14 protein-coding genes are annotated in these 18,991 nt (G+C 59.1%); 8 read left to right on the top strand and 6 right to left on the bottom strand.

Annotated features, from left to right (window positions below; all coding sequences use genetic code 11):
- Positions 1–4 precede the first annotated feature (4 nt).
- Positions 5–2,788, top strand: a complete 2,784-nt coding sequence (fdhF, locus tag AC2FJB_RS07505; protein WP_496717768.1) for a formate dehydrogenase subunit alpha — start codon at positions 5–7, stop codon at positions 2,786–2,788.
- A 576-nt stretch (positions 2,789–3,364) separates the two neighbouring features.
- On the opposite strand, the gene AC2FJB_RS07500 is transcribed toward fdhF, so the two are convergent.
- The 4 genes from AC2FJB_RS07500 to AC2FJB_RS07485 all read right to left on the bottom strand — a co-directional run bounded on the left by AC2FJB_RS07500 (position 3,365) and on the right by AC2FJB_RS07485 (position 10,772).
- Positions 3,365–7,453, bottom strand: a complete 4,089-nt coding sequence (locus AC2FJB_RS07500) for a translocation/assembly module TamB domain-containing protein (protein ID WP_496717767.1) — start codon at positions 7,451–7,453, stop codon at positions 3,365–3,367.
- Positions 7,450–9,213 (bottom strand): autotransporter assembly complex protein TamA, encoded by a 1,764-nt coding sequence (locus AC2FJB_RS07495; RefSeq protein ID WP_496717829.1) that lies wholly within the window; start codon positions 9,211–9,213, stop codon positions 7,450–7,452. The genes AC2FJB_RS07500 and AC2FJB_RS07495 overlap by 4 nt, the downstream gene beginning before the upstream one ends.
- Positions 9,214–9,407: 194 nt before the next feature.
- The gene (locus tag AC2FJB_RS07490; RefSeq protein WP_496717766.1) at positions 9,408–10,394 is read right to left on the bottom strand and encodes a type I glyceraldehyde-3-phosphate dehydrogenase; all 987 of its coding nucleotides are present in this window, start codon (positions 10,392–10,394) and stop codon (positions 9,408–9,410) included.
- Positions 10,395–10,448: 54 nt separating this feature from the next.
- Positions 10,449–10,772, bottom strand: coding sequence for a hypothetical protein (locus tag AC2FJB_RS07485; RefSeq protein WP_254683701.1), 324 nt, complete (start codon positions 10,770–10,772; stop codon positions 10,449–10,451).
- A 325-nt stretch (positions 10,773–11,097) separates the two neighbouring features.
- Between AC2FJB_RS07485 and AC2FJB_RS07480 the strand changes: the two genes are divergently transcribed.
- Positions 11,098–11,454 carry a hypothetical protein gene (locus tag AC2FJB_RS07480; protein ID WP_117869765.1) on the top strand — a complete coding sequence of 119 codons (357 nt, stop codon included), beginning with the start codon at positions 11,098–11,100 and terminating at the stop codon, positions 11,452–11,454.
- 15 nt (positions 11,455–11,469) lie between these two features.
- Here the strand turns inward: AC2FJB_RS07480 and AC2FJB_RS07475 are convergent, their stop codons facing one another.
- Positions 11,470–12,405: a 2-hydroxyacid dehydrogenase gene (locus tag AC2FJB_RS07475; protein WP_496717765.1), complete on the bottom strand. Its 936-nt coding sequence runs from the start codon at positions 12,403–12,405 to the stop codon at positions 11,470–11,472.
- 366 nt (positions 12,406–12,771) lie between these two features.
- On the opposite strand from AC2FJB_RS07475, the gene AC2FJB_RS07470 reads away from it, so the two are divergent.
- The 3 genes from AC2FJB_RS07470 to AC2FJB_RS07460 all read left to right on the top strand — a co-directional run bounded on the left by AC2FJB_RS07470 (position 12,772) and on the right by AC2FJB_RS07460 (position 15,218).
- Positions 12,772–13,578: a thioesterase family protein gene (locus tag AC2FJB_RS07470; RefSeq protein ID WP_117869762.1), complete on the top strand. Its 807-nt coding sequence runs from the start codon at positions 12,772–12,774 to the stop codon at positions 13,576–13,578.
- Positions 13,579–13,650: 72 nt separating this feature from the next.
- Positions 13,651–14,298: a DUF1007 family protein gene (locus AC2FJB_RS07465; protein ID WP_117869761.1), complete on the top strand. Its 648-nt coding sequence runs from the start codon at positions 13,651–13,653 to the stop codon at positions 14,296–14,298.
- Positions 14,283–15,218, top strand: a complete 936-nt coding sequence (locus AC2FJB_RS07460; protein ID WP_496717762.1) for a nickel/cobalt transporter — start codon at positions 14,283–14,285, stop codon at positions 15,216–15,218. The genes AC2FJB_RS07465 and AC2FJB_RS07460 overlap by 16 nt, the downstream gene beginning before the upstream one ends.
- A 1-nt stretch (position 15,219) precedes the next feature.
- On the opposite strand, the gene truA is transcribed toward AC2FJB_RS07460, so the two are convergent.
- Entirely contained in the window at positions 15,220–15,987 is a 768-nt protein-coding gene (truA, locus tag AC2FJB_RS07455) for a tRNA pseudouridine(38-40) synthase TruA (RefSeq protein ID WP_496717761.1), read from the bottom strand.
- A gap of 107 nt (positions 15,988–16,094) precedes the next feature.
- Here truA and AC2FJB_RS07450 point away from each other — a divergent pair, with 107 nt between their 5' ends.
- From AC2FJB_RS07450 to AC2FJB_RS07440, 3 genes are read left to right on the top strand one after another with little or no spacing between them, the layout of a single operon-like run.
- On the top strand, positions 16,095–17,510 hold the full coding sequence (locus AC2FJB_RS07450; RefSeq protein WP_496717760.1) for a YcjX family GTP-binding protein: 1,416 nt from the start codon (positions 16,095–16,097) through the stop codon (positions 17,508–17,510).
- Positions 17,507–17,962, top strand: coding sequence for a GNAT family N-acetyltransferase (locus tag AC2FJB_RS07445; protein WP_496717759.1), 456 nt, complete (start codon positions 17,507–17,509; stop codon positions 17,960–17,962). Before AC2FJB_RS07450 ends, AC2FJB_RS07445 begins: the two co-directional genes overlap by 4 nt.
- On the top strand, positions 17,955–18,944 hold the full coding sequence (locus AC2FJB_RS07440) for a YcjF family protein (RefSeq protein WP_496717758.1): 990 nt from the start codon (positions 17,955–17,957) through the stop codon (positions 18,942–18,944). Before AC2FJB_RS07445 ends, AC2FJB_RS07440 begins: the two co-directional genes overlap by 8 nt.
- Positions 18,945–18,991 lie beyond the last annotated feature (47 nt).

Below are 18,991 nucleotides of genomic sequence, written 5' to 3'. Positions count from 1 at the left end.
AGCCATGCTTGATGCAAGCCCAACCAAGACCGTCACCTTCAACCTGAATGGCGATGACGTCACCGTGCCCGAAGGCACCACCATCTGGGACGCGGCCAATGGCCGTGGACTGGTTATTCCGCATCTGTGTCACAAACCGGCACCGGGTTACAAACCCGATGGCAACTGCCGCGCCTGTATGGTCGAGGTGGAAGGCGAGCGTACTCTGGTCGCCTCGTGCATCCGTCCGGCTGCTGACGGGATGGTCGTCAAGACTGACACCGACCGCGCCGAGAAATCCCGTGCGATGGTCATGGAACTGCTGGTGGCTGACCAGCCCGAGCAACCCCATGACGCATCCAGCCATTTCTGGGACATGGCCAGGCTGAACGATGTCAACGACAGCCGCTTCCCGGCAAAAGAGGCCGAGAAGATCCCGCTGTTGGATGGCAGCCACGTTGCGATGCGCGTCAATCTGGATGCCTGCATCAACTGCAACCTCTGCGTCCGTGCCTGCCGCGATGTGCAGGTGAATGACGTGATCGGCATGGCTGGCCGCGGCCACACCTCTCAGGTGGTGTTCGACCAGAACGACCCGATGGGCGATTCAACCTGTGTCGCTTGTGGTGAATGTGTTCAGGCGTGCCCGACCGGCGCCCTGATGCCTGCAACCGTGCTGGACGACCAACAGCAGGGGGACAGCAGAGATTACGACTCTGAGACCGAAAGCGTCTGCCCGTTCTGTGGCGTAGGCTGCAAGGTTTCGCTGAAGGTCAAGGACGGCAAGGTCAAGTATGTCGAGGGCATCAACGGCCCGGCAAACGAAGGCCGTTTGTGCGTCAAAGGCCGCTTTGGGTTCGACTACATCCACCACCCGCACCGCCTGACCAAGCCGTTGATCCGGCGCGAGGACGCGCCCGAGAAGGGGTTGAACGTCGATCCCGGCAACATCGGCACCCATTTCCGCGAAGCGACATGGGAAGAGGCGATGGATCTGGCCGCAACCAGGCTGATGGCCCTGCGCGACGAAAACCCGCTTTCGATTGCTGGCTTTGGTTCGGCCAAATGCACCAACGAAGAAGCTTATCTGTTTCAGAAGTTCATCCGTCAGGGGTTCAAGCACAACAACGTCGACCACTGCACCCGTTTGTGTCACGCATCGTCTGTGGCCGCTCTGATCGAGAACGTCGGCTCGGGCGCCGTGACCGCGACCTTCAACGAGATCGAAAACGCGGATGTGGCGATCATCATCGGGTCGAACCCGATCGAGAACCACCCCGTTGCCGCGACCTATTTCAAGCAGTTCGCCAAACGCGGCGGCAAGTTGATCGTGATGGACCCGCGCGGCGTTGGTATGCGCAAGTTTGCCGACGAAATGCTGCAATTCCGCCCGGGCGCGGATGTCTCGATGCTGAACGCGATCATGAACGTGATCGTCGAGGAAGAGCTGTATGACAGCCAGTACATCCACCGCTGGACCGAGAACTGGGAAGCCGAGAAAGAGCACCTGCGCCAGTTCACGCCCGAGGCGATGGCGCCGATCTGTGGCATCGAACCGGATCAGCTGCGCCGCGTTGCGCGCACCTTTGCACAAGCCAAGGCTGGTCTGATCTTCTGGGGCATGGGCGTCAGCCAGCACATCCACGGCACAGATAACTCACGCTGCCTGATCTCGCTGGCTCTGATGACCGGGAACGTCGGTAAACCCGGCGCGGGTCTGCACCCTCTGCGGGGCCAGAACAACGTGCAGGGCGCGTCAGACGCGGGTCTGATCCCGATGTTCCTGCCGGATTACAAAACGGTTACGGACGATGGCATTCGTGCGCAATTCACCAATGTCTGGAAATCGGATGATTTCTCGAACGAGAAGGGCCTGACCGTCACAGAGATCATCGACCAAGCCTATGCGGGCAACATCAAGGGCATGTACATTCAAGGTGAAAACCCGGCCATGTCCGATCCGGATGTTGGCCACGCACGTGAAGCGCTGGCCAAGCTGGACCTGATGATCGTGCAGGACATCTTCCTGACCGAAACCGCGAACTATGCGGACATCATCCTGCCGGCCTCGGCGCTGTATGAAAAGAACGGCACGGTGTCGAACACCAACCGTCAGGTTCAGCGTGTCCGTCCGGCCGTGGCACCTCCGGGTGAGGCACGCGAGGATTGGAAGATCACAGTCGAACTGGCACAGCGGATCGGTCTGAACTGGGATTACACCGATGTGTCTGAGGTCTTTGCCGAGATGAAACTGACCATGGAGTCGCTGGACAATATCACGTGGGAACGGCTGGAAACCGAGACGATCACCTATCCGTCGCTCTGCGAAACCGATCCCGGCCAGTCTATCGTGTTCGGTGATGGTTTCCCTCGTGCGGGCGGCAAGGCAAGGTTCACACCGGCCAGCGTCATCCCGCCCGATGAGGCGCCCGATGACGAATACCCGATGATTGCCACCACTGGCCGTCAGCTGGAACATTGGCACACCGGATCGATGACCCGCCGCGCCAAGGTTCTTGACGCGGTTGAGCCCGAGGCCAACTGCTCGATGAACCCGCGCACACTGAAGCTGATGGGAATCGAACCGGGTGAAATTATCCGCCTGACCACGCGTCGTGGTTCGATTGAAATCATGGTGCGCGCCGACCGGGCAATTGCCGAAGACATGGTGTTCATTCCGTTTGCATATGTCGAAGCGGCAGCGAATATCCTGACGAACTCGGCCATCGACCCTTACGGCAAGATCCCCGAGTTCAAGTTCTCGGCCATTCGTGTCGAAAAGATCGAGGATGCGATCGCAGCGGAATGAGATCGCTGCCAGACTGAATAAAAGCGGCCTCGGAAGGGGCCGCTTTTTTCTTCGCCACGCCATAGTCTTACCGACTGCTTCATTTGACTGGCCCTTACGACTCGTTCGCTACATTTTTCTGAGGTCTTAGGCCGTGACCTCGGAGCAGGTGACTCGTCAGCAGCTGTGTTACAGTGGCATGGAACCGCCATGCCGCAGCGATAGAATGGCTGAAGGCACAAGATAATCAGAAGCTATTCGCGTTCCCACGGGCGCCGAAAACTGCTGACAAACCAGGGAAAGGTGAGAAGACAAACTGTCAGGTCATGGATTGAGATGTCGCGGTGTCTGTACAATTTCCCTGTTTCTAAATTTGCGGAAAAACCCGGATGTACTGGTGAATTACTCACTGGACACCGGTGAGTCTTATTGTCGTCTGGGATACCACGCTGGTTTCGGCACTTGAATCTTTCTGAAACAAGGTTTCCCGACCACCAATGAAATCGGAATGAGCCGTCTAAAAGGCGTTTTGAACACCCAACACCTGCTCGCGCGACACGAAAGGGCGGCTCAATTTAACTTCTTTTTGACAGTTGGTTAGTAATCGCGTTCGAAGAATAAACCCACGCCTGTCTCGCCACGACCATCGACGGTACCACGTACTGTGAAACTGTCGGTAACATCGAGATTCAGGTTCACTTCGGTGTCGCCTTCGGTGTTCACAGTGAAGTCTGTATAAAGGTTTTCACCCAGATATGCGCCAGCGCCCAAACGGCCCGCGCCGCCTTCCGAAGCACCGATGTCAACCGTATCCACTCCGGTGGAATCGCGCAGGCCTTTCGTTGCATCACCTCCCGCACCGCTAAGCTGCGCCAGTGATGCCGCCATCTGCGCGATCAGGAACGGCGAGATTTCTGAAAACCGGTTCCCGAAAAGCAGCATCGCCAGCGCTTCTTCAGCCGGACGTTCGGGGTCGGAAAACACATTGACCTCAGGTGAATCCAGCGGGCCTGCAATTTCGATTGTCGCTGTGCCGTCGGACGTGCTGGCCGAAGACTCGAACTCGATATACGGTGTCAGGTCACCCTGTAGTGTGACGATCCCCTTTGTCAGTGCCAACCTGCGGCCCAGAATGTCGAAATTCCCCCGGATCAGTTCGATCTGACCGGACGGAACAACAGAGGCTGTGGTGCCCCCGATGAGAATCCGACCGCCCAGTTCTGCATTCACGCCTCGCCCTGTGACAAAAACCGCCTTGGGTGCAAGCAGGCTAATATCCAGCGCAATCCGGGACGCGCTTTTCTCTGATCCTTCGATCACAACCAATCCGGCACGCTCTCGCGTGACGAAACCGGGATGACTTTCGTTGATGTGCTGGATATCCGGGATAGGTGCCGCGCCTACCGCGCCGGACGCGGCTGCAAGGTTGATGTTGGTCTCGTCAAACGTGATCTGCCCGGCCAAAGAACTGTTTCCGGCCAAAGCCCCGGTCATAGCAATCTGGCCGTTCAGGGTGGTTTCATACAGCAACTGATCCGTCAGCACGAGGTTGTTCAGGGTGGTGGTGATCTGGGCGTTGAACGGAGGGGTCAGGTCAACAGGTCCGTTGACGCTAAAGCTGCCGCCCGCCCGAACTCCGCCATTCAGTGTGATGGTTGCGCGGCTTTGGGCCAGATCCACCTGACCACTGATCCCGGTAATGGTCTGACCCGCACCCGGAATGGCAAGCGATGTGCCCGAAGTGGTGACCGATCCGCTCAGTGACGCCAGCGTAGGCGCGCCCTTGAGGGCAAGATTGAAGCGCGCCGATCCGTCGATCTTGTTGGGTGTGATAAATACATTCGCGATTCCAAGGTTGATGCCGCCCTGAGCTGTCAGATCCGCCTGACCGCTGGTTTCGTCAAAGGTGCCGGCCAACGTGGTGTCTATGTCCGCGGGCCCTTGCGCCTTGGCGTCGATCGTCCAGACTCCATTGTCGCGCTGGGCCGTCCCTGTTGCTGCAACGGTGCCGGGGAACTCTGGAACAAACCGCTCAATCTGGTTTAGTTTGGCGTCAAAGTCGACGTCGGCAGACCCATTCCGGTCAACTGTTCCCTGAAGGCTGGCGTATGAGCTGTCTGGTCCGTCCAGACGGGCAGTGCCTTCTAGCCCAGAACCGGTTGGAGCGACGTTCCCGCTCAAGCTAAGCGGGCCGGACAAGGTTTGCGACAGACGGCCGAGGTCATCCAATTTGGCGGAAAAGTCCAATCCGCCAGCGTTTCGGTCCAACTTTCCTGATGCATTTGCCGACAGGGCGGTTCCAATCAGTTGGAACGTGCGGATGTTCAGGCCTTCGTCGTTATTCACCGCGTCCACGGTCAGATTCGTTCGCCCCTGGATCAGGTCGTCTACGGCATCGATTCCGGTTTTGATTTCGTCCGCAGCCAAATTGCCTATTACGTCGAACATCTTGCTGCCGACTGCGCCCTTGCCGGCAACATCCGCACGGATCGCTCCTGCCAGATCGCGTTTGGCAAGGCCTGAAAACAGCGAAAGGTCCGGGATGTTCAGATTGGCTTGTCCGTCAATAGCCAAAGCACTCTTTGGGTCGTCTATGGTGGCAGAGGCTTTGGCGGTCAGGGCAGAACCGTTCACCGTCGCGTCGCGGATCACAATCCGTTCCTGGCTCAGCGCACCGTCGAACGTGATCTCGTTGCGACCGGCCAACAGCGGATCAATCTCGGCCAGGCCGGTTTTGATGTCCCGGCCGGACACGCTGGCTGTGCCGTCAAACTCCAGCGTCTGAACGGTTCCCTTTCCGTTCAGTTTCGCTTGCACTGCCCCCCCAAGCTCGCGGTTGGCAAGGCCTGAGAACACTGAAAGGTCCCGGGAATTGACCGTTGCCTGACCATCGATAGCCACGTTGCCATCAGGTGTCGTTACCGTGCCATCGACCTGCGCGCGCAAGGTATCCCCGATCAGGGTAAAATCACGGACGGTTACACCATCTGCGCCGCGCTTGGCGTCGAGCGTAATCGTTGTTTTTCCCCGGATCACCGGATCGATGTCATCACGCCCGGAAGAGAGGTCAGTGCCCTCGACCTCCAGTTTGCCGTCGAAACTGCCTTCCAGTGGTGAACCCTGACCAGTCAGTCGGGCAGAGATCTGACCGCCCAGCTCCAGCTTGGCCAGTTCCGAAAATCGGGACAAGTCCGTGGCTTCCAGAGTGGCGGTGCCGTCGACGGCCAACCCGGTGGACAGGCCGCTGATCAATGCGTCGATGCCCAAATCGTAGTCTGAACCGACCAGTTCGAACCCGGTCAGGTTAAGGGATTGGTCACTGCCATATTCGAAGGTGCCATCTAGAGTAATGCGGCTGCCCACTGCTGCATTCAGCCCGGAGTCAGCCATTTTGATACCGTCCAGAGCGGCTTGCAGATCGCCGTCGAAGCTCAGAGCATCACCCTGTTCCAGGGTTCCCTGCGCCGAGACTTGCGCGCGCTGAACGTCGAGCTGTTCGGTTTTCACGGCCTTCGCGGTCAGGCTCAGATCCCAAAGGTTGCCGTTCTTTTCGTCGAACAGCGCGGAAATCTGTGCCGCTCCAATGGATGTGTCGCCGCCTGAGACAGGCAGAACAACGCTTTGCCCTTCTGGCGGAGTAATTCGCCCCTGAAGGGCCGCCAGTTGAAGCTGACCACCCGCTGCCAGTTCCAGCTGACCCTCAAGGTTCAGCGCCTGCGAGGTGAGTTCCAGATCACTGATGGTCAGCGCACCGTCGGGCAGCGTCCGCCCATCCACATACAGCCGTGTTTTGGCGCCGAAGAATGTATCCATATTGTCGGCTACAAATGGTGTCAGATCACCGCCGAGATCGGCGGTAAAGGCAATACCCTCTTCCGCGCTTGCCGCCGCAGTCGGGGCCGAGCGCAACCGTACCTGCCCTGTCACACGAGGCTGACCATCGCTGTTGAGGCCGATATCTGCGGTGAAGTCGGTCACCGGTCCGGACCCTTTTGCGGTCAACCCAATCGGCGGGCTGTCCGGAATTTTCAGAGCGGCCGAGATCAGGCCGCCCGCTGCCTCTGTCACCTGAAGGTCAAGATCGATCTGGCTGTCTGAATTCTGAAAGCCCGCAGTCAACTTGATTTCATCACCGGCCCGATCCAGCCGGGTAATATCCAGATTGGTGTCCAGCGTCCCGTCGACAAGTGACAGGTTGCCATTGACCGCCAATTCCGCGGCCACTCCGATCAGAGGCTGGCCCAAAGCCAGCTCGTCGATGCGGATTTCGCCGATTTCGATAGCAACGGGCAGTTCAGGCAGTTGGAAGCCTTTTGTTTCTGCGGTCGGCGGCGGCGTATCCTTGGTGGTGGTGCCCGGCGCGCGGGCGACGTCGATCTCGTGCGCAGTCAAAGCATTGACCGAGAACCGCCCACGGATCAAAGCCAGTCGGTTCCAGTCCAGTTCGGCATCCTTGATGGTAAGCCAGACTCCTTCGTCATCTGCAACCGTGATCTCGGCAATCGTGGCGCGTGAACTCAGCGCACCTTGCAGGCCTTTGACGGTGACGTTCTGATCGTCGCCCGACAGGGTATCCTGTAGGAACCGCTCGATCATGCTGCCGCCTTCATCTTCCTGCGGATGTCCGGCCACCGGCACGAATGCCAGCGCGCCGATCAACAGAGGGTATGAAAGGTATCGTCTCAAAACGCCTGTCCGATCCCGATGTAGAACTGTAGCCCGTCCCCGGTGGGACCGCTGACAGGATAGGCCAGATCAAAGCGCAGGGGGCCAAACCCGCCCAGATCATATCTTACGCCAATACCAGCGCCAGAGTGGTCTTCTGCGCCGCTGCCGATAAAGGACGACGTGTCGACAACACCGTAGTCATAAAATCCGACCAGTGACAGGCTGTCGGTTACCTTGCCACGGATCTCACCGGACAAGCCAATAAACGACTTACCGCCCGCGATGCCGGTTCCGACCGGAATGCCGAGACTTTCATACGGCTGCCCGCGCACGGTTCCCGCGCCGCCCGAGAAGAACAGAAAGTCAGGTGTGACGCCATCGGCGGGTGGGCCAATCACGGATCCCAGTTGCGCGCGACCGGCCAAAACGATCCGCCCCCCTGTCCCCAGGCTGGTATAGGCCCGCCCATCAAAGAAAAGGCGGATGCCGGTATCCGTACCGGAAATTCCGACAAAGGGCATGACTTGCGAGTCCAGATAGAATCCGCGCGTGGCGCTGACTTTGCTGTCGCGTTGGTCCCATTCGGATCGGAACGGCAGGATGAAATACCTGAACTTGCGCCCGCTGCCATATGCATCGTCCGCGTCCGACCACTGAAATCCGGCCGATGCCTCGGCGTAGAGACTGTCTGAAAACGTTCGGCGCGCACCATAGGCCAGCGAAGCCACCGTCACATTATAGTTTTCCGTGTTGCGGCGTTCCAGCAGGGTGCTCCAGAAGGTGTTGTCATCGGGGCCAAGCCGGTCAGGTTGATCCAGACGCAGCCCGATCCGGCCATCGATATCCTCGGCACCACCAATATTTCGAACCGCCGCTTCGAAGCGCAGACGTTCTGCGCGCCTGAACATGTTGCGATGGGTCCATGTCGCGGTCACATCAACACCATCGCGAGAGGCCAGTTCCACACCAAAGGTCAACCGACGTTTGGGCAAGTCTTCGAACGTGGCATCGAAATCCAGTGTGCCATCGGGGTTTGGGGTCTCTCGTTCCTGCAGCGAGACCACGTTGAACGTACCGGTCCGGCGCAATCGTGTTCCAACCTTCTGAATTTTCTCGGGCGAATATACCTCTCCACTGGGGAACCCGGCGATCTTTTCGATGGACCTGTGACGCACATCTGAATCGCCTTTGATAAACATTCTGCCAAATGTCAGCTTGCGTCCGGGATCAAGGTCGATCTGGGCATCCAGGCGGGCTTGTGCGTGGCGCGCGATGATTGTCTGACCCGCAACACTGGCTTTTGCATGACCAGCGTTCCTCCAGCCCTGAACACCGGCCGAGGAGGCCTGTTGAATGGCTCCGGTTGTCGCCAGTTTCCCAGAGGCAAAGTCTTCGGGCAGCTCCGTGTCGGGGGCGAGGGGCTGAACAATGGCGGTGCCGAAATTGAAGCTTGGCCCGGTTTCAACGGTAATCGCAGCACGGTTGATTTGTGCAGGCACCGTGAGAGAGCTCAGTTCGGCCGCTTCCTGTCCATCAAGCTTGATGCTGACGACCGGACTGAAATACCCTTCGTCGTACAGGATTTGTACAATCGTTCGGTAATCCGACAAAGCCGCTGAGAGGATTTCAAGGGGGGTGTCGAGGCCACGTTCTTCAGCCGTCGTTACTGAGGATGTCTTTTCGAGGCGTTCAACCAGTTCTTTCGATGCGCCGGGGGCAGAGAGTGAGGTTTCCAGCGCCACCAGTGTGGTTGGGGCCAAAGTCACAACTGCGGCCATCAGCCAGCGCCCCAGACGGCATTGCCGCTTGCTCCTTTGCATGAATTGCCCCAACTGCCCCAATTCCAGTTCTCTTGCCCGCGCCATGCACGGTCGTTTGAATTCAGGTTAGAGCATCTGAATGCGGAAGAGGAAAGGAATTATGCATGAGACACGTTTTTTTTGGGCCTTATTGTGTTGACGTCACCGCCCGGCTATTCGGCTGCCATAAGGCGGGCCACGTCCAGCATTCGCGCCGAAAACGCCCATTCGTTGTCGTACCAACCAAAGACCCTAATCTGACTTTCACCCACCATACGGGTCTCAGGCCCGGCAATAACCAGCGATTCAGGGCGAGCCCGCAGGTCGGACGAGACCAGAGGCAAGTCAGTCCAGCCAAGCACAGGTGATGCAGCAACGGCCTGCTTCAGGGCGTGATCGAAGGTTTCTGCACTCATGCCGCGCTGCAATGTGACCACAAGGTCCACGGCTGACACACTTGCCGTGGGAACGCGGACAGCCGCGCCCGAAATGCGCCCGGCCAGATGCGGCAGGACGACATCGATCAGGTGCATCGCGCTCGATGTGGTCGGCACCATCGACAGTGCCCCTGCCCGAGAACGGGCCAGGTCGCCGCGCGGGGCATCGACCATTGGCTGGCTGTTGGTATAGCAGTGGATGGTGGTCATGTGCCCCGATGCGACGCCGCCGATATCGTCGATGGCCTTGACCAGTGGCGCCAGCCCATTGGTGGTGCAGGACGCGTTTGACACAATCCGGGCGCTGCCCAACTGGTCCTCGTTTGCGCCCAGAACGATGGTGACATCAGCGGCGGGGGATGGGCCTGAGATCAGTACTTTACCTGCGCCCGCGGACAACCCGCGACGCGCAACGTCCGAGCTGCGGGCGATACCCGTACAATCCAGCATGACGTCAACGCCCGACAGATCAACGCGGGACAGATCGGCGCTGTGGGTCATGGGAACTGCGCGTCCATCCACGATCAGCGCAGCGTCCCCCCCGGACACATCGCCGGGATAGGGGCCGAATGTGCTGTCGTATTTGAACAGGTATGCGCAGGTGTCCAGCGGCGCGATGTCATTGATCAGCACCAGCTCGATATCTGACCCTGCCGGCAGGGCCAGAACCTGCCGCAGGATCGTGCGGCCAATGCGGCCGAATCCGTTAATCGCGAGTTTCATGCGCAAGCTATGGCAGGCCGGTCGGGTGACCTCAATGCCTGATCTGACGCTGTGTCAGTTGCAACTGACCTGCGAGAAAAACTGGCCCGAGATGTTCTGATACATACTGGCCACGATCGGTTTGCACCCGGTTGCCTGCTGAATCGCGGCAATGGCCTGAACCGTACGCAGGCGCGGTGGAGGCCCGAAGGGGTTGAGGTTGTTGTTGTCACGCGTGGCGCGATAAACGACCGGCGCGTCGGAAACCTGTGTCACCGCCCAGGTGCGGCTCATGACGAAGACGGATTTGGTTTCTTCCTTGGCCGATATCGGCGAGGTATATAGGGCCGCAGATGCAGCGAGTGCTGCGATGGCCATTGGGGCAGGGCGTAGTTTCATGGAACAATCTCCAGTGCTAAAAATCAGAATTTACTTGAATTTCAGCAAATTCAGGCCCGTCTGTGAAGCCCTAAGGTCATAAAATTGTGGCGCCACCTTGTCGGGCAGTTGTAACCGGCGAGGCGGGGGCAAAGGCAAATGTCGGTTGAAGCCCTTGTGCCACCAAAACCTGAATCGCCCCGGATCGCCTGTATTGCAGGCTTGCGAACAGAAATCGCGCAGATAGGCCAGTTCGGGATAATTTGAAGGTTCGCTTCGGGGCTTGGCCCCGCCGGATCAGGTGTATAACCTTGACCACAAATGATTTCAGTTCTGTGAGGCCGCCATGAATGCCCCGATTTTAACCGCCATAGCCGCATTCGGCATTCTTTTGATGACCAATGCGGTCGAGGCCAAGCCGCTATCTCGAATCATAGCCGAGATGGGGTTGTCTCCAGCAGATTTTGAAGTGGTCAACGCGGCCTCAAACGCGCTTTTGACCAGTGGCACGCCATCCGTGGGCCAGGAGCGGTCATGGAAGAATGACGACACGGGTTCAAAAGGAACAATCCGGGTGCAATCGGTGAAGGGAAATTGCGTTGGTCTTCAGCATGTGATTCAGCCGGACGGTGGTGATCAGAGCAGGGAAATCCGAACCCGCCGATGCAACGATGGCAATGGCAACTGGATCCTTACGCCCTGATCATCGTGTCAGGTTTCAATAGCCCTGATCGCGATTGACTTCATGTAGCAAGGGCGCGCCAGAACAGAGGCGTTGGAAGTTTTCAGCCACATCCGACAACGCATCGCCCAGATGCCAGCCCGAAACATGTGGCGTGATCGTAACGCCGGGGTGGCGCCATAGCGGGCTGTCTTGTGGCAAAGGTTCCCGCGACGTGACGTCCAACACGGCATGCCCCGGAACACCTGCGTCCAGTGCCGCGATGAGAGCGCCCTCATCAATCAGATTTCCGCGCCCCGCGTTCAGCAACTGACTGCCGGGTTTCATCGCCGCCAGCATCCGGGCATCAAACAGGCCAGCGGTTTGAGGGGTCGAGGGCAGGATTGCGCAAACGTGGTCGCATTGGCCAAGAAGCGCGGGCAACGCGTCCTGCCCATGCAAACAAGTTGCGCCTTCGATGGCTTTGGGCGTACGGCTCCAGCCCATCACCTGAAAGCCGACGGCGTGCAGCATCCGCGCGGTGCGGGCACCGATGTGACCAAGACCCAGAACGCCGACTACGGTGTCCGGCGTAAAAACCGGTGCGCGCGGGGACCACTCGGCGCGGGTTTGGGCCGCTTCGTGAAATGCCATGTGTCGCTGAGCGCGCAGGATATAGGCCAGAAACCACTCGGCAATGCCCTGCGCCGGTGCGTCAGGCTTCAGGCGGGCGATGCGAACGTGACCAGGCAAACCGGGATGACTGACAATGGTTTCCACCCCTGCACCCAGCTTTTGTACCAGTTTCAGGTTGGGCAGTCGCGTCGGGTGGTCACGTTGCATATCAACCACGGCCAGCATTGTTATGTCATCCGGATTTCCCAACGTATCGGCGGTACGGATATCCGCATCCGGCAACTCCGCCTGTAAACTGCGGGCAATGTCGTCATCACTTATCCAGTTGGACAACCCGGTTTCGATCAACAACGCCATGTACGGCTCCTGCTTAGGTTTGATGCGGTGACGTCCCGTCATTACGGTGGACAGGGCCCGGGCAGTTAAGCCATCCTTGCGGCAAAAGTATAGCCCGGACTGGGTGCTTGACAGGGACATTTCGGCAAACATGACAATCAGCCTGATGGATCAAAATCATGATCATCTGAAGGATGTTACCGCAATGACCGGGGCTGAGATCATGCGGCTGGATGACACGTGTTTCCCTGGAAGCGAAAGCGAAACTGATTGCAAGGACGGTGTGTCCAACATGTCCGCCCCCCGACGTCAGAATAGCGAAAGTGGTTGAACACCTGGGCCCAGATGAATTGAAACGATTTGCACAAGAATAGACCCGAGGAACACATGGCGGAAGCGCTCGATTTTGCGGACAAGACCTACTTTCATCAGCGCGATGACGGGGCCTTTATTGGTAACGATGCCGCGCGCGGGCCGTGGTCTGCCGCTCATTGCCACGCGGGGCCGGTCAGCGGTTTGATTGTGCGGGCCGCGGAAACCGAAATCGGCCCCGAAAAGATGCTGACCCGTCTGACCGTTGATTTGTTGCGTCCACTTCCATTGGCCGGGCTCCGTGTCGCGGCAGAGACCACGCGCCATACCAAGACGCTCGGGACCACGCGGGTCACGGTACACGATCTTGATGACACGCTTTGCGCTACGGCCACCACAATGCATCTTTTGCGGCGCGATCTGGGGCAGGTGCCGAATGTCGACATAGATGCGCCGAGGATAGAGGATGTTGTAGAGGGCCCCTTTCCAATTGGTGAAATTCGCCACGATCTGCCCGGTTTCGCCCATTACAGCGATATTCGCTATCCGACAGGGGGAAAACAGGGTGCCGGGCCCAAAACAATTTGGATGCGTACTCCGCAGCTTTTGCAAGGCGAGGATCAGTCGCCCATTCAGGCGCTGTGTCCTTTGGCCGATTGTGGCAACGGTATCTCATGGAATGCGCCAACCTCGGAAATGGGGTTCATGAATACTGACCTGACAGTGCATATCCACCGTGAACCGGTTTCGGACTGGCTGGCCTCGAAGTCGGTTTCGCATTGGCAGCCTTCCGGTATCGGCATGTCTCAATCCGTGCTCTTCGATACGCAGGGTCCGGTGGGTACTGCGCTGCAAACACTGGTTCTGTTTCCGCCGACCTGATGTTTGGCCGGATTTCGCATAGGGATTGAAAATGTCGTTGCCGCCACGCGGAGGGACACCTATCTTGCGACTATGCGTTACCTTATAACCACTTTGATCCTTTGTTTGCCTATGCAGGCCAATGCCCACCCGCATGTTTTCATTGGTACCGGGCTGGAGTTCATCGTGGATGACGCTGGTCAACTGACCCATGTCCGCGTGACCTGGGCATATGACGAATTCTACTCGTTGCTGGTTCTGGAAGACATGAAGCTGGATCAGGATGCTGACGGCATTCTGACGGAAAGCGAAGAACAGTTCCTGACCGGGTTCGATATGCAGTGGGTTGAGGGATACAACGGCGATCTTGTCGTTACGGCAGACGGAAACCCGGTTGCACTTTCCGGTCCGATGGAGGCGCACGCGACAGTTGAAGACGGGCGCGTTGTCACCACGCATCTCAGGGCGGTGGAAGCTGGCGCCGTGCCTGCCACGGCATTGTCCGCAAAGGCATTTGATGAGACGTTTTACACCGCCTACGAGGTGACGCGGCCCGTGACCGTCACAGGTCCTGCTGCGTGCCAGATGGATCGGTTTGACCCGGACATTGATGGACAACTTGCACAGATGCAGGCGTTCCTGCTGACACTGGACGCAGACTATGACCTCGAGGAAAACGATATTCCACTGGTCGGTGAAAACTTCGCGACCGAGATCCGTGTTTCATGTCCCGCTACCTGATTGTTCCGGTTGCTCTTGCCTGCGGTCTGCTGCTCTGGTTCTGGGGCAGCGGAGGCTTTGACAGTCTTGCGGCCTGGGCCGCGGGGGAGCAACGAGAATTCCAGAACCAGATTGCCCGGTCCTTGCGTGCTGCGCGCGCCGAGCAGCCCGAGGCGGTGGCAACGCTACTGACGGTCTGTTTCGCTTACGGGTTCTTTCATGCCATCGGCCCCGGCCACGGAAAGGTCCTGATCGGTGGCTACGGGTTGGGTCGGCGCGTCGCCTTTTGGCGGTTATCGGCGATCAGTGTATTGTCCAGCCTGGGGCAGGCGGTGACGGCCGTCGTACTGGTCTATGCCGGGGTGCTGGTGTTCCAGATGTCCCGTGAAAGCCTTGTTGGAACGACTGAACAGGTCATGGCTCCGATAAGCTACGGTGCAATCGTCCTTATCGGTCTTTGGCTGGTGGTTCGGTCTTTGCGCAGTTTCGCAAGGAGACGGAAAACCACATCGCCCCACGACCACCATCATGATGAAAACGATCACACGCATCATCACCACCACGATGGAGAGGTCTGTTCAGACTGTGGTCACCGCCATGGCCCAACTGCGCAAGAAATTGCAAATGTTGGTTCACTGCGCGAGGCCCTGATCCTGATAGCTGGCATCGCGGCGCGACCGTGCACAGGTGCATTGTTCGTACTGATCCTGACGTGGCAGATGGGCATCGCGATGGTCGGCATCGCTGGGGCCTTTGCCATGGCATTGGGCACGGCGTTGGTGACGACCTTGGTGGGATGGACATCCTTTGGCCTTCGCGGAGGTCTGCTGGCCTCAGCCTCAGCAACGCGGTTCGCATCGGTGCTGGCCCCAACAATCGAACTGGTCGCCGGGCTGATCATTGCCGTGATCGCAAGTGGATTGCTTTTGCGGGCGATTTAGGTCAGTCGAACACTGGTTCCGGATATCCGACCCGCGCCAGATACAGCCCTTGCGGCGGACAGACAGGGCCGCAGGCCGCACGGTCGGCAGCTTCCAACGCCTCACGCACCTCTTCCGGAGCCCACGCTCCGGCGCCCACACGTTCCAGGGTTCCGACGAAACTGCGCACCTGATTGTGCAGGAATGACCGTGCCCGTACGTGGAAATGGACCTCGGGGCCGGAAAAGCACTGAACCAGTTTTACCCGCAACTCATCCAGAGTTTTGACCGGGCTGGCGGCCTGACAAATCGACGACCTGAAGGTCGTGAAATCATGGCGACCCAGCAACATGTTCGCCCCTTCCTGCATGGCCTCGACATCCAGCGGATGATTGATCTGCCAAACCTGCCCCCTGTCATGGGTTGCAGGCGCGCGTCGCATCAGGATGCGGAACAGGTATTGCCGTTCGACCGCCGAAAACCGTGCGTGCCAATCGTCAGTCACGCGCGCGGCGTCCACGATCGCCACCGGCTGCGGTTTGAGGTGATAGTTCAGCGCCTCGGACAGGCGGAACGGGTCCCATCCCTTGACCATGTCGCAATGGGCGACCTGGCCCAACGCATGAACCCCAGCATCGGTGCGCCCTGCGGCAGCAATCGTATGCGCACCCGGCTGGATACGGGACAGGGCCTGTTCGATTGCCCCCTGCACGGACGGTTGATCCTTCTGCCGCTGCCATCCGGCAAACGGTTCCCCCTTGTATTCAACTTTCAACGCGTATCTGGGCATGCGCCGCTGGTACAGCGCAGCGCGGGAACGGGCAAGGGGGCGAAAGCGCTGGTATGTGCCGTACCCTCTACCTATCTTGGGTGAAACGATAATTGCGGGGCGACAGATTGGTCATCTCATCACTGGCAGACAGCCTTGTGCGCGGCGTCGAAACCATAGGCGACAGCGTATCCGAGACGTTTTTTGAGCCTGTCATCCGCCTGGGTGTCACTGGGTTGGCCCGGTCGGGCAAAACGGTTTTCATCACCTCGCTGGTGGCGAACCTGCTGGATCGGGGGCGCATGACCGGGTTGGTTGCGCAGCAGGAAGGTCGGATCAACGCCGCTTATCTGCAACCGCAGCCGGATGACACTGTGCCCCGGTTCGATTATGAAACGCACCTGTCCGCCCTGACCGGTCCGACACCGCACTGGCCAGACAGCACGCGCGCGGTTTCAGAACTGCGCCTGTCCTTCAAAGCCCGCCCAGCCGGCTTGCTTGCTGGCTTGCAGGGACCGCGCACCGTTCATCTGGACATTGTCGATTACCCCGGAGAATGGCTTCTGGATCTGGCTTTGCTGGACAAGTCGTATTCAGACTGGTCTCAGGAAACACTGACACGTATCGAGACCCGTTCGGAGGCTGCCGGGTATCTGGCCCAGGTCAACGCCGCAGACCCGTCCGGGGCACATGACGAGCCGACCGCGCAGGCGCTGGCATCGTCGTTTACGACCTATCTCAATCAGGCACGTGAAGCCGGGTATTACGACTGTACCCCCGGACGGTTCCTGTTGCCGGGGGATCTGGCAGGTTCTCCGGTCCTGACCTTTGCGCCGTTGGTGGCGTCTGGCCCTTCGCGGCGCAGAACGATTCAACGCGAGATGGAACGGCGATACGAAGCTTACAAAGCTCAGGTCGTGAAACCGTTTTTTCGGGATCACTTCTCGCGAATCGACCGGCAGGTGGTTCTGGTTGACGCGCTGGGCGCTATTCATAAGGGTCCGCAGGCGGTCGAGGATATGCGCCGTGGCATGGCTGATATCCTGTCGGCCTTTCGCCCCGGCCGAAATGCGTGGCTCAGCCAATTGCTGTTGGGAAAACGGGTCGAACGCATTTTGTTTGCGGCGACAAAAGCCGACCATTTGCACCACACGCAGCATCCCCGCCTCACCGCGATCATTGAAGCATTGACGCGGGAGGCGCGCGATCGGGCGAATTTCGCCGGAGCCCGGACCGAGGCCCTGTCTCTGGCATCGCTGCGCGCGACGACCGAAGAATTGCGCAATCACAACGGGACAGAACTGCCATGCGTTCGGGGTACCTTGTTGGATAGTGGGAAACGGGCTGCCTTCTACCCCGGTGAATTGCCCGAGGATCCAGCGCATCTGTTGGGCCCGGCCCGAAATGGGGCTGATGCTTGGTTGGGCGAAGACTACGGCTTCATGGCCTTTGCCCCGGCCCAGTTGACCTTGAAACCCGGTGACGGCCCGCCGCATATCCGACTGGATCGTGCGGCCCAGTTTTTGATTGGAGATCGGTTGTGACGGTACTTCTGCGTCCCGCACGCACAACGGATGCAGGCACCATCGGGACAATCCTGCATAGTTTCACCGTGGAAAACGACTGGATGCCTGAATTGCACAGCTGCGCCGAGACGATCGCCTTCTGTGGGCGAATGATTGATCAGGAATGGGTTACTGTGGCCGAAGCTGAGGCCGGTGTTGTAGGTTTTTTGGCGCTTAACGGTCGTGAAATCCATTCGCTTTATCTGGATGCACCGGTTCGGGGGCGGGGGATTGGTCAGCAATTGCTGAATCACGCCAAATCGGGCCGCTCAGAGCTGAGCTTGTCCGCGTTTCAGGACAATGCCCGAGCCTGTCGGTTTTATGAACGTAACGGTTTTGCCGAGGTGGCCCGCAGCGATGGGGCGGATAACGATGAAAACTTGCCCGACATACGGTTTGTCTGGCGCGGTGAGGGTGTGATCCATGGCTAAAGGCCCGGTTTTGATCGATCTTGAATTGGATGAGCCCGCTGCTGATGTCGCGAAGGCCCCGCCGGTGCCGGACATCGCGCAACCGCAAGGGCAGGCGATGCAAAGCGCGGCACGGCTGGCGGCGCGCAAACCATCGGCGCTTGCGCGCTGGTTCTGGGGGCTGGCCCTGGCAGTGGTCGGGGCTGCCATATCTGTGGCCGCGTGGGATTTTGCGACCTCTCTGGTGGCGCGCACACCTGTATTGGGTTGGATCGTTACCGGATTGATCGCCGCGCTGGTTCTTGTGGCGCTTATGATTGCTATCCGTGAACTGGCTGCATTGGGGCGATTGTCCCGCGTAGATGGCCTGCGTCGGGCCGCTGACACCGCATTGGCCGACGACGATCTGGCTCAGGCCCGTGCGGTCACCAACCGTATCATCGCATTCTACCAAGGGCGTGAAGACACGCGCTGGGGCCGCGAACGATTAACCGAACGTATGGCGGATCAGTTCGATGCATCAGCGCTGCTGGAGCTTGCCGAAGATGAGCTGCTGGCCCCTCTGGACCAAGCCGCCAGCCGCGAGGTCGAAGCCGCGGCCCGGCAAGTTGCCACAGTGACCGCATTGGTGCCATTGGCGCTTGCGGATGTGATAACCGCGCTGGCAGCGTCGTTGCGGATGATCCGCCGGGTTGCGGAAATCTATGGCGGTCGCGCGGGCACGCTGGGCGGCTGGCGCCTGACCCGCAGTGTATTTGTGCATCTGGTGGCGACAGGAGCGGTGGCAGTTGGCGATGATCTGCTGGAGCCTGTTCTGGGTGGTTCCGTTCTGAGCAAACTGTCCCGCCGGTTCGGAGAGGGTCTGGTCAACGGGGCGCTCAGCGCCCGTGTGGGTGTGGCCGCGATGGAGGTGTGCCGTCCGCTGCCCTTTTCGGACAGGCACAAACCTTCGACGCGGGGCATCATAAAGCGCGCCTTGCAGGGCCTGTTTTCCAAGGGTTGATCCAAAGCAAAGCGCCCCGGCCTGCCCCTCGGCACACTGAATGTGTC

Source organism: Ruegeria sp. CDSC085 (genome assembly GCF_059610465.1).
This window is presented reverse-complemented; position numbering and strand designations above follow the sequence as displayed.